Annotated in this window: 23 protein-coding genes; 2 read left to right on the plus strand and 21 right to left on the minus strand. The window is 70.3% G+C overall.

What is annotated here, in order from left to right; genetic code table 11:
- Window positions 1-4 precede the first annotated feature (4 nt).
- The 14 genes from ACWGH4_RS00305 to ACWGH4_RS00370 all read right to left on the minus strand — a co-directional run bounded on the left by ACWGH4_RS00305 (window position 5) and on the right by ACWGH4_RS00370 (window position 9201).
- Complete coding sequence (locus ACWGH4_RS00305; RefSeq protein ID WP_453453990.1) at window positions 5-472, minus strand: hypothetical protein; 468 nt, start codon at window positions 470-472, stop codon at window positions 5-7.
- A complete protein-coding gene (locus tag ACWGH4_RS00310) occupies window positions 412-969 on the minus strand; it encodes a hypothetical protein (RefSeq protein ID WP_453453991.1) in 558 nt (185 codons plus the stop codon). Before ACWGH4_RS00310 ends, ACWGH4_RS00305 begins: the two co-directional genes overlap by 61 nt.
- Window positions 970-1063: 94 nt before the next feature.
- The gene (locus ACWGH4_RS00315) at window positions 1064-1537 is read right to left on the minus strand and encodes a phage tail tube protein (protein WP_453453993.1); all 474 of its coding nucleotides are present in this window, start codon (window positions 1535-1537) and stop codon (window positions 1064-1066) included.
- A gap of 101 nt (window positions 1538-1638) precedes the next feature.
- Window positions 1639-2091: a hypothetical protein gene (locus ACWGH4_RS00320; protein WP_453453994.1), complete on the minus strand. Its 453-nt coding sequence runs from the start codon at window positions 2089-2091 to the stop codon at window positions 1639-1641.
- Window positions 2088-2477: a hypothetical protein gene (locus tag ACWGH4_RS00325; protein ID WP_453453996.1), complete on the minus strand. Its 390-nt coding sequence runs from the start codon at window positions 2475-2477 to the stop codon at window positions 2088-2090. Before ACWGH4_RS00325 ends, ACWGH4_RS00320 begins: the two co-directional genes overlap by 4 nt.
- The gene (locus ACWGH4_RS00330) at window positions 2474-2923 is read right to left on the minus strand and encodes a DUF6093 family protein (protein WP_453453998.1); all 450 of its coding nucleotides are present in this window, start codon (window positions 2921-2923) and stop codon (window positions 2474-2476) included. The genes ACWGH4_RS00325 and ACWGH4_RS00330 overlap by 4 nt, the downstream gene beginning before the upstream one ends.
- A complete protein-coding gene (locus ACWGH4_RS00335) occupies window positions 2923-3312 on the minus strand; it encodes a hypothetical protein (protein ID WP_453454000.1) in 390 nt (129 codons plus the stop codon). The genes ACWGH4_RS00330 and ACWGH4_RS00335 overlap by 1 nt, the downstream gene beginning before the upstream one ends.
- Window positions 3312-4157 (minus strand): hypothetical protein, encoded by an 846-nt coding sequence (locus ACWGH4_RS00340; RefSeq protein ID WP_453454001.1) that lies wholly within the window; start codon window positions 4155-4157, stop codon window positions 3312-3314. Before ACWGH4_RS00340 ends, ACWGH4_RS00335 begins: the two co-directional genes overlap by 1 nt.
- The gene (locus tag ACWGH4_RS00345) at window positions 4154-4483 is read right to left on the minus strand and encodes a hypothetical protein (RefSeq protein ID WP_453454002.1); all 330 of its coding nucleotides are present in this window, start codon (window positions 4481-4483) and stop codon (window positions 4154-4156) included. The genes ACWGH4_RS00340 and ACWGH4_RS00345 overlap by 4 nt, the downstream gene beginning before the upstream one ends.
- 149 nt (window positions 4484-4632) lie before the next feature.
- A complete protein-coding gene (locus tag ACWGH4_RS00350; RefSeq protein ID WP_453454004.1) occupies window positions 4633-4905 on the minus strand; it encodes a hypothetical protein in 273 nt (90 codons plus the stop codon).
- Window positions 4905-5951, minus strand: coding sequence for a major capsid protein (locus ACWGH4_RS00355; RefSeq protein WP_453454006.1), 1047 nt, complete (start codon window positions 5949-5951; stop codon window positions 4905-4907). Before ACWGH4_RS00355 ends, ACWGH4_RS00350 begins: the two co-directional genes overlap by 1 nt.
- A 16-nt stretch (window positions 5952-5967) precedes the next feature.
- Window positions 5968-6375 carry a head decoration protein gene (locus tag ACWGH4_RS00360; protein ID WP_453454008.1) on the minus strand — a complete coding sequence of 136 codons (408 nt, stop codon included), beginning with the start codon at window positions 6373-6375 and terminating at the stop codon, window positions 5968-5970.
- Between the two features lie 121 nt (window positions 6376-6496).
- Window positions 6497-7267, minus strand: a complete 771-nt coding sequence (locus ACWGH4_RS00365; RefSeq protein ID WP_453454010.1) for a hypothetical protein — start codon at window positions 7265-7267, stop codon at window positions 6497-6499.
- A gap of 65 nt (window positions 7268-7332) precedes the next feature.
- On the minus strand, window positions 7333-9201 hold the full coding sequence (locus ACWGH4_RS00370) for a hypothetical protein (RefSeq protein WP_453454012.1): 1869 nt from the start codon (window positions 9199-9201) through the stop codon (window positions 7333-7335).
- A 273-nt stretch (window positions 9202-9474) separates the two neighbouring features.
- Between ACWGH4_RS00370 and ACWGH4_RS00375 the strand changes: the two genes are divergently transcribed.
- Window positions 9475-9606: a hypothetical protein gene (locus ACWGH4_RS00375; protein ID WP_453454014.1), complete on the plus strand. Its 132-nt coding sequence runs from the start codon at window positions 9475-9477 to the stop codon at window positions 9604-9606.
- A gap of 266 nt (window positions 9607-9872) precedes the next feature.
- On the opposite strand, the gene ACWGH4_RS00380 is transcribed toward ACWGH4_RS00375, so the two are convergent.
- Window positions 9873-11438, minus strand: a complete 1566-nt coding sequence (locus tag ACWGH4_RS00380) for a terminase large subunit domain-containing protein (RefSeq protein WP_453454016.1) — start codon at window positions 11436-11438, stop codon at window positions 9873-9875.
- Entirely contained in the window at window positions 11419-11955 is a 537-nt protein-coding gene (locus ACWGH4_RS00385; RefSeq protein WP_453454018.1) for a hypothetical protein, read from the minus strand. Before ACWGH4_RS00385 ends, ACWGH4_RS00380 begins: the two co-directional genes overlap by 20 nt.
- A 259-nt stretch (window positions 11956-12214) precedes the next feature.
- Here ACWGH4_RS00385 and ACWGH4_RS00390 point away from each other — a divergent pair, with 259 nt between their 5' ends.
- On the plus strand, window positions 12215-12778 hold the full coding sequence (locus ACWGH4_RS00390) for a hypothetical protein (protein ID WP_453454019.1): 564 nt from the start codon (window positions 12215-12217) through the stop codon (window positions 12776-12778).
- Between the two features lie 161 nt (window positions 12779-12939).
- On the opposite strand, the gene ACWGH4_RS00395 is transcribed toward ACWGH4_RS00390, so the two are convergent.
- From ACWGH4_RS00395 to ACWGH4_RS00415, 5 genes are all read right to left on the minus strand, one after another.
- Window positions 12940-15504 (minus strand): DNA translocase FtsK, encoded by a 2565-nt coding sequence (locus tag ACWGH4_RS00395; RefSeq protein ID WP_453454021.1) that lies wholly within the window; start codon window positions 15502-15504, stop codon window positions 12940-12942.
- Between the two features lie 74 nt (window positions 15505-15578).
- On the minus strand, window positions 15579-15956 hold the full coding sequence (locus ACWGH4_RS00400; RefSeq protein ID WP_453454023.1) for a hypothetical protein: 378 nt from the start codon (window positions 15954-15956) through the stop codon (window positions 15579-15581).
- Window positions 15949-17802 (minus strand): hypothetical protein, encoded by a 1854-nt coding sequence (locus ACWGH4_RS00405; RefSeq protein WP_453454025.1) that lies wholly within the window; start codon window positions 17800-17802, stop codon window positions 15949-15951. The genes ACWGH4_RS00400 and ACWGH4_RS00405 overlap by 8 nt, the downstream gene beginning before the upstream one ends.
- A 118-nt stretch (window positions 17803-17920) precedes the next feature.
- Window positions 17921-18508: a hypothetical protein gene (locus ACWGH4_RS00410; RefSeq protein WP_453454026.1), complete on the minus strand. Its 588-nt coding sequence runs from the start codon at window positions 18506-18508 to the stop codon at window positions 17921-17923.
- 2 nt (window positions 18509-18510) lie between these two features.
- Window positions 18511-18969 (minus strand): DUF6197 family protein, encoded by a 459-nt coding sequence (locus ACWGH4_RS00415; protein WP_453454028.1) that lies wholly within the window; start codon window positions 18967-18969, stop codon window positions 18511-18513.
- Window positions 18970-19027: the final 58 nt, after the last annotated feature.

Consider the following 19027-nt stretch of genomic DNA (forward strand, 5'->3'; position numbering starts at 1 on the left):
TCCTCTACTCGTCCTCGTCGTCCCAGGCGCGCCGTCCGCGCCGGGCCCGTGCCTGTTCGCGTTCCGCCTCGAGCGCCGCCTGCACATCGGCGGGCACCAGGGCGATCTTCATGCCGTTCAGTCCGGTGCCTTGGCGTTCGAGTTCCTGCTGCTTGTCGGCGATGACTTCGCAGCCGACGCACTTCTGTACCGAGGCGACGTACAGGTCCTCTTCGCCGTCGCCGCCGTGGTCCCAGTCGTCGTGGCGGGTGCCGCACTGGGGGCACACGCTGCGCTGGTAGTCGCGGTAGGCGATGGCCTTGTGCCGGTCGCGGGCCGTCCAGACGCCGTCGCCGGCGCCGAGGAAGAGGGAGTGGGGGATGCCCCATCGGTCGCACAGTTCGAGCTCGGTACGGAAGCGCTCATCGGCGATCAGCCTTTTCCCACGTCCAGGCGCGACGCGTCGCCCTGTACGCCGTAGGCGGTGTTCCACAGGGTGACCGCTTCGGCTTCGGACCAGGTGTTGAGGTAGGTGCGGGCGTCGTCCTCGGTGATGCCGTCCAGGGACGCGGCGGCGATCAGGGCGGGGGCGAGGGTTTCGACGTTGAAGACGAACCCGTCTTCGGCCTGCTCCTCGGTCGGCGGGTGTTCCTTCTTCAGCCGCTCGAGGAGCGGCCGTTCGAGGGCCTGGAAGCGCAGGACGATCACTGTCTCGTCGAATGCGGCCTGTGCCGCCTCGAGAGCCTTGCTCGCCGTGTCGGCGGCGGCCTGGTTCTCTGGCGTGTCCTGGTCGTCGACTTTGGCCTGCGCGGCGCGGGCGGCGTACTGGGCGCGCGCCAGGTTCTCCTTGACGGTGTGGTCGTCGCAGATCGTCATTTTCGCCGTGGGCCGGGCGCGGGCAGCGAGACGCTCCCTCGTCGCGGTCCAGTGCGCGTCGCGGGCCACCGCCTCGGCAGGCGGCTGCGCCTTCGTTGTGGTGGTTTTCGGCATCAGGGTCCTCCGGTAGGGAAGGGGGGACCTGGCCGGGCGCCTCAGCGCCCCTTCCCGAACACGTCGGGCCCGACCAGGAGCTTCGGGGGTGGGATCAGACGGCGGCCGGGACGGCGGCGCCGATCACCGGCGTGTCCGTGATCGAGAACTTGACCATCCATCGGGCGGGCTCGTTGTCCACGGTGATCGCGGCGGACTGCGAGGCGACACGCACCGGGTAGATGTCCATGCTCTTGGAGGCGGGGACGTCGCCCTTGCGGAGGATGATGATGAACCCCGTGGTGCCCTTCGCGAGCAGCTCCTCCAGGGTGGAGACGGTGTCGTCCTCGTAGAACGTCAGGGTGGAGTCGGCGGCCTGGTCGTCACCCGGGATCTTCGACGTGAACGTGCTCTCGAGGTCAGGGGTCTCGATCTCCTGGTTTTCGAGGCTGAAGCCCTCTACCGACGAGATCTGCTTGGTCAGCGATTCGGCGTCGGTGATCTCGGTGCGGGTGGGGATGTACGTGGCCGCGGCGATCGTCGGCGAGAAGAGAATCTTCGTTGTGCCCTTGCGGGAAAACCTGCCCATGGTGGGGACCCCTTGAATGCGGTACGGCGATGGCGGCCACCAGTGGGGTGGCGTCCGCGTGGGGTCCCGCCGCGGTGCGGTCCTTCTGCCCGACCAGTGGGTCAGGCGGGCGTCAGGCCGAGCCTGAAGCGCTGCACATACGTGATGATGGCATCGGCCGGATCATTCGTTCCCCCTGGCTCGGTGTCCAGCGACCGGGTCATCACCTTGACGCCGGGGATGGCGAGTTGATGCAGCCACAGGCCGGTCGCCGGGTCGCGGGCGAGGAACGCCTCGCGGGCCTTGTCGGCCATCCACTCCGTCTGATCCAGTTCACCGGCCGAGTCCGCGACGGCCGGGTCCGGCCCCGACACGGAGGTGACCTGGTAGACGATCGAGGCGTCCTCGTTCTCGTCCGCCAGCGGCGCGCCGGACACCTCGAGCGGCATGGCGTACAGCAGGTAGTACGGCGGGTCCGGGTCCCCGACGGGTGCCTTACCGCGGCCGACCGGCAGACCGGACACCGTGGCGAGCAGCGTGGCGACAGCGTTGGTGACCGGGCGGCGCCGGATCATGAGAGCACCTCGTCGATCGCCTCGCCCATCTGGTTGCGCAGGATCGTCCCGATCAGAGGAAGGGCGGGCTGAACGTGCGGATACGGCGGCTGGAAGAAGTGCCGGCCGATAGAGTCGGTCATGTCCCAGAAGCCGAACTCGAGCCGACGGCCCTGGGGGGCATCGGTGCCGATCGTGCACTGCGCTCCGTACGGCAGGGCCTGGTGCACGTCCCGCCACGAGGCCCGGTACGCGCCGGTGATGGCCCGCGGCCCTGGCCGGCCGGACGCGTTCCGTCGGATGGTGGCGATGCCGAGAGTGGCGACGTGCCGCATCCGCCGCTGCACCGCAGGACCGATCTTGTCGGCCGCCTGCTCGAGCCGGTCGGCGAGCTCATCAGGGGTCACGCTGCTGCACCTCCGAGCTGGTCGCAGGGTGTCTTGCGGACGGCTTCGACCGTGCCGGCGCGACCGGGGTCGGAGCACTGCCACGCCCTGCCGAGCAGCGCGGTGTTGGTCGGGTTGTGCACGGCGACGACGGTGACGACGCAATCCTTGTAGGGGATCGGCGCCTCGAGCGGGGTGAGGAGCATGTACGCGGAGCGGGTGGCCCTGTCCCATCCAAGGTTCGCGTCGGCGATGACGGTCATTGGCGGGCCGCTGACGGGCAGCATCGCCCCGGGCCCTTCGTAGAGGACTTCGCCGACGGTGGTCGGGTACTCGAGCTGGCCGGTGTCCTCGTTGAGGACCGGTGCGCCGGTGCTGCCGGGGTGGGTGACGCGGACCGTGTCGACGAGGACGCTGGTGCGGATGAAGGCGACCGCTCCGGCGATGGCGTCATCGAGGCCGGCCATCAGCGGCCACCGTTTCCGAGTGCCCAGTCGGCGATCTGGGCGAGCATCGCGCGGGTGAGCCCGTAGCGTCCGTCGTCCATGGCGTCACGGTTCAGCGCAGCCTGCTCGAGCGTCTTCGGGTCGAGGCTGCGGACGAAGTCGGCGACCGCCTGAGCGGGGTCGGGCTGGTCGCCGACGACGACGTGCGCCATCCCGTCGAACTCCATGGCCTGCCGGTGCAGGTTGACGTGGAGGACGAGGAGCGGCGACTGCCCGGCCTGCTGCTGAAGGCTGTAGCCGTGCACGAGGTTCGTGAACTCGGTGTCGTCGATGTGGAGGGCGGGGCGGGTGCCGTCGCTGGCGATGCGCACGTGGCGGGGGGCGTCGCCGAGGCTGGGGGGCGTGGTCATCAGAACGGGCCTCCGAACGCGTAGTCGGGCCGGGTGATGATGTCCGGCCGGGGAAGGAACTGGCGAACACAGTGCGGGTGGGCTGTGGGGTGGGCGAGGGCGTCCTGCACGGTGCGGAGGGTCCCGTTCGCCAGGTCGGGGTCGTCGTGTGTCTCCCAGCCGCAACCGGCGCCGTCGCGGACCTCCATCCACTCGATGCCGAGGTCGTCCAGGCTGGTGCGGGCGGCCGCCGTGTTGGCGGTGGTCACGGTCTGCCAGGACAGGGCGGCGCGGGCCCACGCTTCGACGGGGTGCCGGGAGTCGTTGGCGTAGATGACGGTGTCGAGCGGGTGGTCCTGCTCGAGCTGGGCCCGGTCGAAGGCGGGGACGGTGAACCGGCCGGCGCGGTCGCGGGCGGCATCAGTGGCGGCGCGCAGGAAGGCTTGGGCGCGGCGGACGGCTTCGCGGAGGCGGCCCATCAGGTCGGCGTAGTACTGGGCGGTCAGGCCGGTGATGGCGCCCTGATGGCGGCGGGTCCAGGACCAGGAGCGGTGTGGCCGGTCGAGGTGGTCGAGGACGCTCAACGCGCCTTCGCGGTAGGCGATGGGGAGGTCCTGTCCGGCCCATCGTTCGGCGAAAGCGGCAACGGCACGGTCGAACTCGGCGATCTTCTGCTGGAACGCGGCGGTGGCGGCGCGAATGGTGCGGGTGGCGCCGCGGCCGGGCCGGATGCGGGCCAGCGCGGTGAGGAGCACGGTCTGGGCGCGGGTGAGGATCCGCCACGCTGCCACCAGCCGGTCGGTGGCGCCGGTGATGATGCCCAGGAGTCTCGAGCGCAGCGTGCGGCGCCGCGTGGGGGTGCTCATCGGCGGGGCCTGGCGGTGAGGGTGATGACGTCGAAGCCGCCGTAGTCGGTGTCGTCGGTGTGGTCGTCGGGGGCCGGGGGCTGCCCGTTCTCGAGGCGGGCGATCTGCCGCTCGTAGGCCTTGATGTTCTCCACGTTGGACACGGAGACGACACTGGAGACGTTGACGGTGGCGGGCTGGGCGCGGAGGGTGGCGAGGCGTTCGCGGAGGACTTCGAGGGCGACGGCGCGGGCGCCGCCGAGCCGGGTGTATCGGGCCGTGAGGTCGGTGAGGTCGGTGGTGGTGCCGAGTTCGGCGAGCAGCCACGCTGTGACGTCGGCGTCCATGAGGTCTCCCGTGGCTGAAGAGGTGTGCAGGGGAAGCGGTGTGGCGGAGTGCGAACCCTGCTGGCGCCCCCACCAGACGTGGGGGTCGCACTCCGCCGTTGTGGCCGCCGCTGCCCTCGCCGGCGGCCACATCCGGCCCCGAGACCGGGCTAGCTGGCCGCCGTCTTACGGGCGGCCGTCTTGCGCGCGGGCTTCGTGTCCGCGCTGTCGTCCCCGTCGTTCCCGTCGCCGCTGTCCTTGGCGGGGGTCTTGGAGGACTTCGAGTCGGCCGGGGCGGACGGCAGCTTGCCGCCCTCCCACGCCGACGGGTTCGTCACCAGGGCGGCCAGCTCCGCAGGGGGCTCGCTTCCTGCGTCGAGGCGCACCGTCTGGTTCGTTCCGGGCTCTGTCACGTAGACCGTTGCGGCCAGCCGGGCGCCCATCAGAACACCTTGGCCGTGATGTGGATGTCCGGCACGTACAGCACCGGCATCGCGACGGCGGACCCCTTGGTCCACACCTGGACCGGGTCGTCGGAGAAGCCGTGGGTGACGATGATGCCGGGCGCCTCCTCCAGCTCGATCGCCGGGTTGGAGCCGGTGGTCAGGGCGATCGACTCGGCGGTGATGCCGTACTGCGTCTCGCCCCACTGGGCCGGGTTCGGGGGCAGCATCAGCCACCGGTCCTCGGGGATCGGGCGGGCCATGGTGCCGTCGTCCTTGGGGATCTGGACGTCGTACACCTCGATCGGCGGCAGGTTGTAGCGGGCGCGGACGGCGTCGACCTCGTTGGGGGCGAGGACACCCGTCGGCGTGGATGCCGCGGGCTGGCCGTAGAACGCACGCCGGTAGGAGTCGTTGGAGGCGAGCAGGGCGCGCGCCTTGTACGACGTGAGGACACGGGCGGGGAGCGGCGCACCGGACGCGCGCAGGACCTCGATCCACGCCATCTCGTCCGCGAGAGCGTCCGCCGTGGTGGTGGTCCACGGGGTGGCGGCGGTGGGCATGTTCGCCGACGGGACGCCGGCGTCGTACTCCACCGTCAGGCCGTTCTCCCCGGCGAGGGTGAACTTGCCGTCGGTGAGGAGGTCGCCGACGGCGAGCTCCAGGCGGGAGCGGATGGACTGGGTGTGCGCGGCGGTGTCCTCGTAGAGGGACTCCACCAGCTCGGAGCCGTCCTGTCCGCGCCGTGCGGCCAGCAGGATCGTCTCGAGCTCTCCGACGAGGAACTTCTGACCGAGCGGGGGCAGCATGCCCTCGGTCTCGATCCGCTTGACCTCGCGGGACGCGACCGGGGTCTGCGCGTCGTAGGCACGGTACTTGGCGGCGTTCACGCGCCGGCTGGTGCGGCGGGTCTTGAACTTGACGCCGTTGATCTGCCGCTCCGGCATGACCGACAGAGTCAGGGCGTAGTCGGCGGGGGTCTGCACGGCGCGCGCGAAGGCGATGATGTCCGTGGGGGTGATGTCCCTGAGCAGGGCCTCAAGCATGGTTAGTCAGCCCCTTTCAGGAGAACAGGATGGAGTCGGTGCGGTTCGCGGCCGCGGGGACGGTGAGCGCGATGGGGAGCTTCGCCTTGTCGACGTCGCCGTGGACGCGGAGCGCGGCGCCGACCTTGGTGCTGCCGGTGTTGAACGCGGTCTCGGTGTCGAGGAGGCCGGCGAGGGTCGCCCGGCCGTCGACGGCGGCGGAGTCGTACAGGCCGTACAGCCCCGATGCGGTGATCTTCCCGAGCGGCAGGCCGGAGAACAGCCTGTTCGGGATCCCGTTGGCGGCGGCCGTGTAGTGGTCGTCGACGGTGAAGGTCGCCAGGTCGAGGGTGACGGTCTTGTTCATGTCGGAGCCGTGCAGCGACCGCAGCCATGTGCGGTTGGCGCTGGTGGTCTCCTCCGTGGTGATCGGCTGGATGTCCACGCCGGATCTCCTCCCGTGGATGTGGGATGGCACGAGGTGAGTGCGGACACCGGGCCTGTGCGGGTGGTGTCGTCCACGGGGGTGGTGCGGGGAGGGCGTGGTCCCTCGGTCTGTGTGGCCGCTATGCGGCGTCGGGCTTCGTCGCGAAGCCCATCTTGCGGGCGCGCTCAAGAGCGCGGGCCTTCACGTCGTCCTTGGTGGCCGGGACGCGGGGTGTGCCGCCTCCGGCGGGCGCGCCGCCGGGCGCGGGCGGCAGCACCGCGGGCGGCGTGGCGTCCGGGGTCTTGGTGCCGAACAGCTCCGGCCGGCGGGCCTTGAGTGCGGCCGCGGCCTTGGTCAGGGATTCGTCGTCCGCGTCGGGCTGGTCGCGAAGGTCGCGGTCCAACATCGCGAGGGCGTCCTGGAGGTTGGGGGCATCATCGGTGTCGAGTGCTCCCAGCCGTGCGAGGGCCTGCTCCCGCTTGAGCGTGCGCCGGGTGGCCTCTATCTGGCTGCGTTCCTGCTCCAGCTTGGCCCGGTCGGCGGCCAGTTGCTGAGCCTGCCGCTCCTGTTCGCTGAGGGCCTCCTGCTGAGCCTGGCGGGCGGCGGCGATGAACGTGGCCGCGTCCTCGGGGCTGCTGAACCCGTGCTCCTCCGCGAACTCCTTCAACGCTGACCGCTTGCCCTGGGCCTTCTCGCGTGCGGCGACCCGCTCGAGGTCTTCCTGCGTGAACTCCTTGGCGACCGGCGGCGGGCCGGGCTTCGGCGGCTCCACGGGCTTGGGCTCACCGAGGGCGGGGGCGGGCGGGTTGCCGCCGTCGTTGTAGAAGACGGCGAAGCCGGCCACACCCGTGTACGGGTGGGCCCACGAGTTGGCGGTGGGGCCGTAGCGGTGCTGCGCGGGGCGACGCATGGAGACGCTTCCTCCCAAAGAGGTTCCAGGCCCCGCGCCTGAGATCGATTGGAGCACAGAACGCGTCACGTGTTCCCCCCGGTTCCCGGCGGTGCCTCTTCCTCGTCGTCGTCGTCGTCTTCGTCGTCGTCGATGGGCGGCAGTTGCACGGCGGGGGCCACGGGCTCGTCCGGGGCCTGCCTGCCGAGGAACGCGGCGACCTCGTCCGGGTTGCCGAGCGCGTCGGCGAGGAAGCGGGCCTGCTCGAACTGGCGGGACTCGATCTGCTCGATCTCCCGCTCGGCGTCCTCGATGGGGAACCCGGCCTCGGTGAGCATCCGCACCGCGGTCTCGAGGGAGAACACCTTGCCGACGCCGTTGGTGACCTGCTCGAGGACGGCAGCCTTGTCGGTGGGGGTGTACGGGCCACGCACCAGTTTCGCGGGCAGCGGCCGGACACCGGCCCAGTCGGGGTGCTGCCCGGCGAGGAACAGGCGCTGCACGAACCGCAGCAGCAGCATGTCCTTGTGCGCGCGGGCGAGCCGCATGCTCGAGATGAGGGAGTCCAGCGGCCCGAGGGACAGTTCGAGGGCGTACCCGGACGGCACCTTGGAGGGGTCCATGGTGCCCAGTGAAACGGCGGGGAGCCGGGCGACGTTCGCGGCCTGGTCGGCCAGGTCGGCCCGGTGGTTGCGGAGCTCGGCGAGCTGCGGGGCGGTGTTGAGGACGTCCATGCGGCCGCCTTCTCCGCCGGTGAGGACGGTGCCCGGGCCGACAGCCACCGTGTCGGGGGCCGTGGACTTCCCGGACATGAAGATGACCGGGGAGCCGGTCGTGGCGGAAGCCTTCGAGGAGTCGGTGTCCGTGCCCGCGAGCTCGTCGAAGACTTGCAGGACCTTGGCGAGGGACGACTGGCCCCAGTGCTCCTCCGCCGGCGGGACCGTGTTCGGCTGGTGGACGACCGGAACGAAGTCGATGAGGAGATCGAGGTGGTCGAGGACCTCGCCGGAGCCGTTGGTCGCGTAGATGGCCTTGTTCATCGGCAGGTCGTCGACGTCGGCGCCGGCTTGCAGGTCGCCGATCTCCCACGTCGCGTCCGTCAGATAGCAGGTCAGGTAGGAGGGTTCGTCGTTCCACGGGTACTGGCGGGAGATCCGGCCCGTGTCGTCGACGTCGTCGCCCTGCCCGAGGACCGGGAACGGCTCGCCGCCCTCCTCCGCGGGTTCGGCGAGCAGCGGCGCCCGCACGGCACGCCCTTCTCTGTCCACGCCTGATGCGGTGGCTGTTCGGATCTCCCCCAGCTCGTACGTGATCCGCCGCAGCCGGGGCTTCAGGCCGCGCTTCTTGTCCTCGGGGAGCTCCCACGCGATGTGCACGCGCTCGGGAAAGTCGGCCCCGTCGTCGTCTTCGCCCAGGACGGGGAAGTAGAAGCCGGGGTCATACGTCTTGATCCGTACGCGCCGCTTCGACGGGTCCCAGTAGGCGAGGTACACGCCGTCCCCCAAGCTGACGGCCTTCCGCTCGGTCTGGAGCATCCGCATCGGGAGGAGTTCCTCTTCGGCCCACTCCCGCAACAGAGTCTGCACCCGCTCGGCGACCGCCGCGTCGCTCTGGCCGTCCGCGTCGGCCTGCTCGGCGCCGGGGACGACAATGTGCTGCTCGCGGCCGAGGACGTGGGAGACGAGCGTGTCGACGAACATGGACGGGTCGCCGAACTCGCGCCGCTCCCGGGCGGCGGCCCCGTCGCGGATCTCGGCGAGCTCGCCGGCCTGGTTGTTGTCGTAGGCGGCGAGGAGCTTGTACGCGGCCAGGCGCCGCTCGTCGGCGGCCGGCACCCACGAGGCGTGCGCCTCCGGGAAGGCCCGCCGGTTCGGCATGCCGAGCGTCGGGTCGCTGAACAGGGGCTTGAAGTTCAGCCATGACCAGGCGTCGATGACCACGCTCTTGAGGCCCACGAAGCATCCTCCGCTACAGGCCCCGCGCCATACCCATCAGCGTACGGGCAACCGGCGTGGGGCTTCCCTCCGCCTGGTGTCCAGCGAAACGGGGTGGCGAAGGAGGAAGTTCACACGAAGGGGGTGGCGAATGCTGGCGTACGCGATCTGTGTTTGTAAACGGCCCCCATGGCGAAACGGTGGCGAATAGGGTGCGAGGAGGTGGTTGACGTTCCGTCACCGCACTGGTGTCCCCGTTCCGCACGTGGAATCAAACGGAGGAGACGCACCACTGTGGAAGATGAGCAGAAACCGCCGCAGAAGCAGCGGAAGACCCCGGTCGGGATCCTTCTTGCTGCTGGCTCGTTCCTGATGAACGCGGCTCGACTGGTCCTCGAGGCGCTCAGGCACGGCAACGGATCCTGAACGGGGTCCAACCCGCCGGGGGCGTACCGCTAGGTGCGTCCCCGGTCTCTCTTCCTTTTCCTTCGCCACTTCAGCGCACTTGTCAGTGCCCTAAGGTGGCGCGCTCTCCAACCTAATTCACGGATCGTGATTGCGTTATCGGTTCTCGCAAGTTGGTGACCACTTATTGGTTATCTATGTGGTCACTGGCTTGGTGTGGTCCGCTTCCCCGGGTGCCCGAACCGTCAGGCGGGCGTCCAGGGGCGTTCTCGGGCCTGCCGCCTGGTTCACCGTCGTCCTCGGAGCCGGTTGTCGGCGTAGCTTTCGGTCTTCACGGCCGCTGCTGTCGGATCCGCCAGTTCAGTGAGCGCATGCACGGCGGCGTCCATGCGGTCCGGGGAGTCCATGCCGGGGATCCAGGTGACCATCTGTGTCTCGAGCTGGTGGAAGTCGGCGCAGTGGTGGACCTGTCCGGTCTCGTACAGCTGGGCGATCGGCTCGGCGCGCAGCCGCTTGCCCTTCTTCGCGGTGACGTCGATGACGCGGGGCATGGGCCAGCCCTTCGTCTCGCCCTGCCGCTGGAGCTCCGCCCAGGCCTGGATGACGTTCTGGCGGGCCATGTCGCCGCCGTAGTTGGTCTCCACGACGATCGCGTCCGCTCCGAGTTCGAGGGCGAGGAGGCAGGTTTCGCGGCCGCGGGCTTCGGCGGAGTGCTTGCCGGTGCGGTCGGCGAGGACGTAGAGGTGGCCGTCGGTGTCGCGGCCGGCGGCGACGATGCCGGACTCGTCGTGGCCGGGGGTGTCTCCTCCCGCGGGGTCGAGGGCGACGACAACGCGGGCGAGGTCGACACCGCGGAACGCGACCGGCGAGATGCGGTTCTTGGTGATCCAGTCCCAGTGCCAGACGCCGCCTTCGAGGGGGCGGGGCTGCTGCTGGTAGAGGGCCCACCAGACGCGTTCGCCGACGGCTTTGTGGGTTCGGGTGAGTTCGTCGGCGTCGTACTGCTCGGGCCACAGGGCTTCGCCGGGAGCGCGTCCAAGGGGGTCGTCGGCGGAGAGGGCGAGAGCGGGGAGGTCGATGAGGGTCCAGTTCTCGGGCTCGGTCGCGAGGATCCGGCCGGACAGGTCGTCTTCGTGCCAGCGGGTGTTGATCAACACTATGGAGGCGCCGGGGGCGCGGCGGGTGTAGAAGACGGACCGGTACCAGTTCCAGACGCGCTCGCGCTGCGCCGGGCTGTTGGCGTCATCGGAGCCCTTAAATGGATCATCTATGACTCCGAGCGAGAATCCTTTGCCGGTCAACGAACCTCCGACGCCGGCGGTGACCATGCCGCCGCGTACGGATGACCCGCGGGGCGTCTCGAGGTCAAACCGGTTCGCGGCGTGGGAGGCGGGGTCGAGGCGGACGCCGATGGTGTCGCCGTGCTCGCGGAGCTGGTCGCGGACCCAGCGGCCGTGGTCGTCGGCGAGGTCCGCACCGTAGGAGGCGAGCATGACGCGTGCGGTGGGGTTGCGGCGCAGGTACCAGAGCGGACCCCACCGAGAGGCCCTCTGCGATTTCCCGTGTCTCGGAGGCATCGTCAGCATGACCTGCATGCGCTCACCGGCGGCGATGCGCTGGAACACCCCGTCGATCAGGTCGAGGTGCGGGGCCTGCTTCTCCCGGCCTTCGGTGAGGACCGCGGCGAGTGCGCCTGGGGAGCGGTCCATGGCCATCTGCCGCTCCACCCAGGCCAGGCGGATCCGGACGCCGGGGCTGGCCTGCTGCGCGATGCGGCGGCGTTCCGCCACGGACAGGGTGCGGTAGTGCTGGAGCAGCGCGTCCTCGAGCAGGTCACTCGGGGCTGTCGCCACCCTCGTCCTCCTCGTCTTCGGCATCGTTCGTGCCGTCGGGCTGTCCTGCGATTCCGATGAGTTGGCTGAGCTCGGCTACGGACCCGGCGCCCAGCGGGAGAGCTCCGCCGTCGGGGCCGGAGACTTCGGTTCGGACTGGGGAGTCCAGGCCGTTGAGCTTGGCGCGGCGGTCCATGAGCTTGAGGACGGTCTCCACGGCACGTACGTCGATCTCCTCGGCGACGACTTCGCGTTCCTTGTTGAAGACGGGGCTGGGCTTGGTGGCCTTCTCCCATACGGCTTCGAGGAGGGTGTCGAGGCGTTCGTTCTCCTGCTGCCGGTAGGCGGAGACGGCGGCGGCTTCCTCTTCGCGGTGTTCCTCGAGGGCGCGGATCATGTCCTTGGACGCGGCTTGGCGGCTGGCGTAGCCGAGGGCGAGGATCCGGGGGTCGTCGAACTTCACGCCGGCGAGGCGCAGCTTGACGAGCCGGGCGCGCCTGTCGGCGACTTGTGCGTGTTTGGCTCTGGAGGTGGCCATGGCGGTGGGGCTCCCGCTGTGTGGTTGTCAGGCCCCGCGCCTTGTCACGAATGATCCCCGATCCGGCCGTTCCGGTTCCCCCCGGTCTGGGTGGGGTGGGATTCTGCGCACCATGAGAACTGTGCGTGGGGTGGGGGCTGTTGCGGCTGGGGTGGCCGTGGCGGCGTTGTTGGTGGGGTGCGGCAGCGAAGGGGGCGAGGACGGGAAGGCGGCCGCGTCGCCGAGTGTGTCCTCGAGCGCCCCGGCGCCTGAGCCGTCGGTGGAACCGGAGCCGACCGAGACAGAAACGGGGTATCCGCCGAACGCGGCCGGCGACCTGGACAGGAAGGCGGACGAGGAGGGCTGGGTCTACGACTCGTTGTACGACTCGGCGTCCGCGCTGGTGCTGGACATGTGCACGAGCATGACGTCGCAGAAGGAGGTCGGGAACGACCCGGGAGCCTTCCTTGCAAGGCATGCGAGGGACAACGACAACCTGAAGATCCTGAAGGCCGGGTGGAAGGACCTGTGCCCGGAGTGGGAGAAGGTCGGCCTGGCCGCGTTGAACGGCGACTACGTGCGGGAGTACACGGAGGGCACGTATGTGGTGAAGGCCAAGCCGAAGGATCCGGATCCGTCGTCGGAGGAGCCGCAGGAGATCGGTCCGGGTACGTACCGGACGTCGGGTGACCTGGAGGGTTGCTACTGGGAGCGGACGACCCGGGGCGGGGAGATCATCGACAACAATTTCGCCACGTCGGCGCAGGAGATCACGGTGACGATCCGGGCCTCCGACGGTCAGTTCACGACGGAGAACTGCGGGATCTGGAAGAAGATCGGCTGACCGCGGGCATGGAGCGGCCCCCGTCACCGGAGTCGTGGTGGCGGGGGCCGAAGAGGTTACGGCCTGGACGGGCAGTGGGCGCGGGGACGCTCGGGCTACCCGCCCAGGCTGTGCAATATCAGAGTGGCGGACGATCACGGATCTGTCCGAGGTGCTTCCCCCTACTCCCCCGCCTTGGGGTTCCGGAGCCGCTGGAGGACGTCCTCGAGCTGGTCGGGGGTGACGAGGACCTCGCGGGCCTTGCTGCCGTCAGCGGGCCCGACGACACGGAGCTGCTCGAGGCCGTCCATGACCGCGGTGGTGAGGTCCCAGCTGATGCGGAGCTTGCGCTGGAGCATGGAGGCGGAACCGAAGCGGGTGGAGACGATGAGCTCGATCGCGTCGGGGAGCAGCTCGTTGACCTTCTGCTCGAGTCCTGTGTCGACGGGGGCCTGCTCGACGGGGGCGGTGTCCGGGGCTGCGCCGAGGCCGTACATGCCGCGGATCACGAGGCCCTGCTCGTTTGTCTGTCGGTGGATCTGGCCTTCCCTGACGAGTCGGGAGAGGGCGTTCTCGACGGTGGACTTGGCGAGCGCGGTCATGGTCTGGAGCTTGTCTTTGTGTAGGTACGTGACCTCGATGCCGAGGGGGTCGCTGCTGTCGCGGAGTGCCTGCACGAGCTTCTCGTCGGCGCTGGCGGGCTTGGCGGGGACGGGGTCGGGCCCGCCGAAGAGGGTGGAGGGCCCGCCATCGAGGTCGTCGCCGGCTTGGTCGTCGGGGAGGACGGAGCGGGTGGCCAGCTCGTGGCGCTGTTCCCAGAGGGGCCAGTCGGCGGGGATGGCGATGTTGTCGGTGTCGATGTAGGGGGTGGCGTCTTCGAGGATCCAGTTCCGCATCATCTCGGCGTGGCCGCCGGGGCTGGCGGCGAACGCGAGACCGAAGGTGCGCTGCGGGTCGTCCGGGGGCGTGTTGGGGTCGTAGACCATGTCGCGGTCGCCGGACCAGGCCGGGGGGATGTCGGCGGGGTTGCAGCCGGCGAAGTTCTCGGGCAGGTCGATGAGGTGCTTCTGCTGGGAGTCGGAGCGCAGCAGGATCAGGCTGCCGCCGTAGAAGACGTTGTCGCGGATGGCTGCGTCGCCGCCGAGCTGGGCGAGCTGCATGAGCTGGTTGGCGAGGATGACGGGCATGCCGAGGGACCGGCCGAGGGTGGCTCCGGCGTTGACGATGAAGGTGGCTTCCTTCCTGTGTTCGGCGTTCTCGCCGAGGTGCTTGCTGGCCTCGTCGAGGATGAGCGGGACCCACGGCCGGTCGGCGGAGGGCTGGAAGTTCTTCATGCCGAGGCGTGCGGATTCAGCGACGCGGTGCTGGAGGATGTGCCACCAGATTCGGAGGGCGCCCATGGCGTCGTCGGGGCCGAGGCCGGAGTAGGCGGCCATGGTCTCGATGGCGGGGTTGGAGGAGCCCTTGGGGTCGGCGTAGATGATCGCGGATCCGTTGACGTGGTGGGCGAGGGCGATGATCTGGAGGGTGCCGCCCTTTCCGGAGCCGGTGACGCCGGCGACGATGCAGTGCTGGGCGCCGAGTGCGGGGTCGTGGAGCTGGATGCGGGCGGGGAAGCCGGAGACGCCGCGGCCGAGTTCAATGTAGCCGTTGGCGTTGGCCTTGAGGACGTGGACGCCTGGGAACGGGGCGCCCTGCTCGAGGGGGTTGCGGTCCATCTTGCGGATGACGGCCTGGCGCGGGTTCTGCCGGGGCTCGTAGGAGATCAGCAGGGAGTTGGTGACGCGCATGGCGCCGGCGAGGTCCATGCGGTCGGGGTGCTGGAGCCGGTCGATGTCTTCGCCTGCGACGACGAGGGCGACCTGGCCGCCGGTGTTGGGGTCGTCGCGGATGTCTTCGAGGTGGGTGCCGGGCATGAGGCCGCCCTTGCGGGACACCCACTTCTTCCAGGCTCCGGCGAGCGTGGTGGTGTCGAGCTCGGCGGGCGGGGTGAGGTTGACGGTGATGCGGCGTTCGCCGGCGTGGGCGCCGGGGGCGAAGGTGATCCAGGCGGCGGGGCGCTGGTAGACGGAGGAGACGGTGTCGGCGTTGACGGTGACGGACTGTCCGGCGGGGGCGGTGATGGTGCCGGTCCATGCCCGGGGGGTGAGGCTGGTGAGGGTGAGGATCTGGCCGCGGTGTGAGCCGTGGTCGGGGTGGGAGATGTTCTGTCCCCAGGACTGGAGGATGTTCCGCTCGTCGGGAGTGACGTTGGTGTGGAGGACGGATGCGACGGCGCCGGTGGGCGCGGCCGTCGGGCTCAGGGTGCGGGGGCGGCGGCTGAGGACGGTGCGGAGCTTGAAGGGGACGAGGGCGACGGCTGCCCACCAGCCGAGGGACACGATGCCGGGGAGGGAGGGGAGGGTGAGCGCGCCGGCCATGAGGGCGTCGGAGCCTGCGGGGCCGCCGATGGTGCCGAGGGCGAGGGCGACTCCGGTGGTGAGGGTGGAGATGAACAGCGGGGAGCGGTGGGCCTGGACGATGTCGGCGGCGGGGAGGTTGGCCGTGATTCCGGGTGGGAGGCGGTTCATGTAGTTCGCGGCGAGGAATCCGGCGGTGCCTGCGTAGGCGAGGGTGGCGGTGAACGCTGCGCCGCCGTCGAGGAATGGGGTGACGATGCCGGTGGCGATGGGGGCGGCGCTGGTGGCGATGGCGATGGCGCGTTCGGTGCCGGCCGGGCGGGTGGCGGTGTGGGCGGGGGTGTTCACGAGGCGTCTCCTGCGGGTGCGGTGGGCGGAATGGGGGTGGGCGGCCCGGGACGGGGAGGTCCCGGGCCGGTGGGCTACTCCTGGCGGAGCCATTCGCGGTCCAGGCCGCTGACGTCGACGGTGGAGCGGGAGACGGCTTCGTTGATGCCGTCGTGGGAGGCGTGCGCCTGGTCGTGGGCGGCCTTCATGGCGCGGGCGGTGGTGTCGCCTGCGGCCGCGTAGGCGAGGGACGCCTGGGATACCCCGCCGGTGATCCTGGCGAGTTGGACGGTCTCCGCGATCGTCGGCTCGTCGACGCCCATGGAGGCGATCATTTCCGCGACGCGGGCGGTGTCGCGGGCGTCTTCGGCGATCTGCTCGGCCCGGGCGTGGATGGCTTCGGCGCCGCGGGTGACTTCCTTGCTGAGCGCGGTGACTGCTGCTTTGAGCTGCCGGTAGGTGATGTCAGCCATTGCGGTCTCCGAGGTAGAAGGTCATTTCGGCGGGCGTGGTCTCGGGCGAGTCAACGACGGCCTGGTACATGGCCCCGTAGCGGGTTTGTGTGTTGGCGTAGAGGGCCCGGCATGCTTCGGCGGCGCGGGAGGCGCGGCGATAAATCTCTTCGGCCTGCCCGGCCTGTGCGCGTGCGGCTTCGTGTGCTTTGGCGAGGGCGGTGGTGAGCTTGGCGCCGCCTTTGACGCTGCGGGAGAGCTCGAGGAGTTGGAGGGCTTTCGCGGCCTGGGCGTCGGCGTGGGCCTTGAGGTGTTTGGTTTGTTCGGCGGCCTTGTCGGCGAGGCTGGTCTTCTCGGCGAGGCGGCGTTCGAACTTCTTGAGGGTGCGGACCTCGCCGCGGGTCATGGTGGTGCGGGCCGCGCCGTCGCCGAGGGTGAGGTGGGTGGCGTTGATGCCGGTGACGGGGATGGGCTGCGGGCCGGCCTCGTTCTGGGGGTGGTGGTAGTCGGCGCTGGTGGTGGCGGGCACCTGCTGCTCCTGTCGCTGCTTCTTACGGTTGTCGCGGTCCTGGTCGAGGCGCTGCTTCTCACGTTCGGCGGCTTCGGTGGTGTCGTTCCAGCCGTCTTTGGCGCCGTCGCGGTAGGCCTTGACGTGGGCGACGGTGCGGGCGGCGCGGGTGCCGTCGCGGTAGCCGGTTTCGCGGGACTCGCGCAGGTTGAGCGGCTTCCCGGTCTTCTCGGCCGGCTTTCCGCCGGTCTCCTCGGGTTTGGTGTCGGGCTTGTCGGCCGTGGGGGCGGGCTTGTCGTCCGGCTTCCCGGTGGGCTTGGTGCTGTCCTTGGCGGCGGGCTGGTCGTCCTTCCGCTCCGGGCCTGCCGCGGGCTTGGCGTCGTCCTTGCCAGGCGTGCTCGTGGAGTCCTTGCGGTCCTTGCCGGACGGCTTCTCGACCGTCCCGCCCGGGCCGGGCTTGCTCTGCTGGTCGCCGCTCTTGCGGCTGCCGGCGTCGCCCTTGGCGCCCGCGGTGTCCTTGTCGCTGCTCCGCGCTCCGGTGGTGCTGGGCTTCCCGGCGGGCCCGGCGGGGCCCTGGGGTCCGGCCTTCCCGGCGCCGGCGGCGCTCCGGCCATCAGGGGCGGGGGGCTTCGACGGGTCGGCCTTGCTCGGCTTCGGCTCTCCTGTCCGGGCCTTGGGTGTCGCACCGGCGGGCGCCTGTGTCTTCCCCCCTCCGGTCGGGGCAGACCCTGCGGTGCTGCGGCCGTTCCCGGCAGAGGCGTTGCGACCCGGGCCGGGGCTGTGGGTGCCGGAGTTCTTCGGACCCTTCGGCGCCGGACCCTGGCTCTTGCTGCCCAGCGACTTCTTCACCGGCGCCGGCGCAGCCTTCGAGGCCGGGGACGACTTCGGCGCAGAGCCGGTCTTCGACGCGGCCGCGGGGCTGGACTTGGGGGCGGGCGCGTCGGTGCGGTTCACCTTGACCTGCCGCGTCTCCTTCACCTGCTGCGCCATGGCGCGGGCCTTGGCGACCTCGAGGCGCTTGATGTTCGACCCGGCGCCCTTCTTCCACCGCTCGGCACCGGCGAGGAGCCAGGCCTTGACGACGCTCTGGTTCTGGGCCGCTCCGCCGCGTCCGGTGCCCGTCTTGGTGCCCGGTGCGGGGGTGTCGGAGGTGGTGTGGAAGGCGTCGCTGGACGCCCCCGTGGTGGCGTTCTCGGCGCTGTTGGTGGTGGCCGGGTCGAGGGTGAATGCGGCCGTACGGGCGGGGGCGACAGGGGCCAGCGCGGACGCGAGAAGTCCCGGCTGCGCGCCGCTGGTGCGGGCGTTGCCGGTCGTGTCGTGCGGGTCGGGCACTGCTGCGGGAGCCGCGTCGGCCGCCATCAGTTTCCTCACTTTCTGTAGTCACTTCCCTGCCACTTGAGTGGAGGGAAGATCGGTTCGGGGGTTTCCTGTGGGGGGTTGAGCAGGTGTTTTTCTGTGGGAAGTGGGAGGGAAGTGGTTACGCGGCGTTAGGGCGCTTGCCCTTTCGGGCGAGGAGCGCGAGGCCGCCGCCGAGGACGAGAACACCCATCACGGCACCCGAGTTGACGCCCCCTCCGCCGTCCGCAGACTGCGTGGAGGCGGCGTTCTCGAGGCCGCTGATGGCGTCCGCGGTGCCGGTGTACTGGGCCTGGCAGGCGTCGACGATGTCCCGGTAGGACGGCGATCCGTACGCCTTGCCGACCTGGTCGGCCTGCCCCTTCACGCAGGCGTCGACGGACGCCTGGCGCTCCTTGATCTGGGCGTTGGCCTGCTGCTGGCTGGTCTGGGTGACCCGGTTCGTCTCGCGGAGCTTCTCCAGCTCGAGGGCCTGGGCCTTCAGCTCCAGCTCGCGCTCCTTGATGGCGTTGGCCTCGTACATCTGGTAGCCGATGAGGCTGCTACCTGCGATAACGGCGGCGCCGACGCTGATGGCGACCTTGCCGCGCTTCGTGAGACCGGCCTTGGGGGTGTGGGCGGGCGGCCCGTACGGGTACGGGTCCACGGCCGTAGGGGCGTTGAGGCCGTTGATGATGCTGTTGAACTCGTCGTCCTGGGGGGCGTTCACGGTCATTCTCCGTTCTCTCGGGCGGTGCGAGCGGCACTGGTGAGGAGGGCTTCTACGGCGGAAAACTGCTGGTCAGGGAGGTCGTTCCAGGTGAAGAACTGCATGCTGACCCCGGCCTGGGCGAGGGTCTGCTGCATGTAGGCGACGGCCTTCTCCCGGGCTTCGGGGGTGGTGTGGCCGGTCTTCTCGAGGACGTTCTGGGCGCCGCGGATGCAGAGCCGGCCGGTGATGGTGGTGTCGAGGGACTGGCACCATCCGTACCTGCGGAGGACCTCGAGCGTCTGCTCGAGGTGGGTGGACGGAAGTTGCGGGGCGGGGTCCTGCCACCAGCCGAGGCCAGCCAGCGCGCGGCGTACCGCAGGCGGCAGGAGCCGGTGGGACCAGGACGGCGTATCCGGCACCGGCGGGCGCTGGCCGCGGAGGGCATCCGCGACCAGCTGCTCAACGGACTTGGACGTCACCGGTGCACTGTTCGAACGGACCGGTCGGGGCTGGGTGGTGGTGCGCATCGCTGCTCGC

This window comes from Streptomyces sp. NPDC054847 (genome assembly GCF_053610925.1).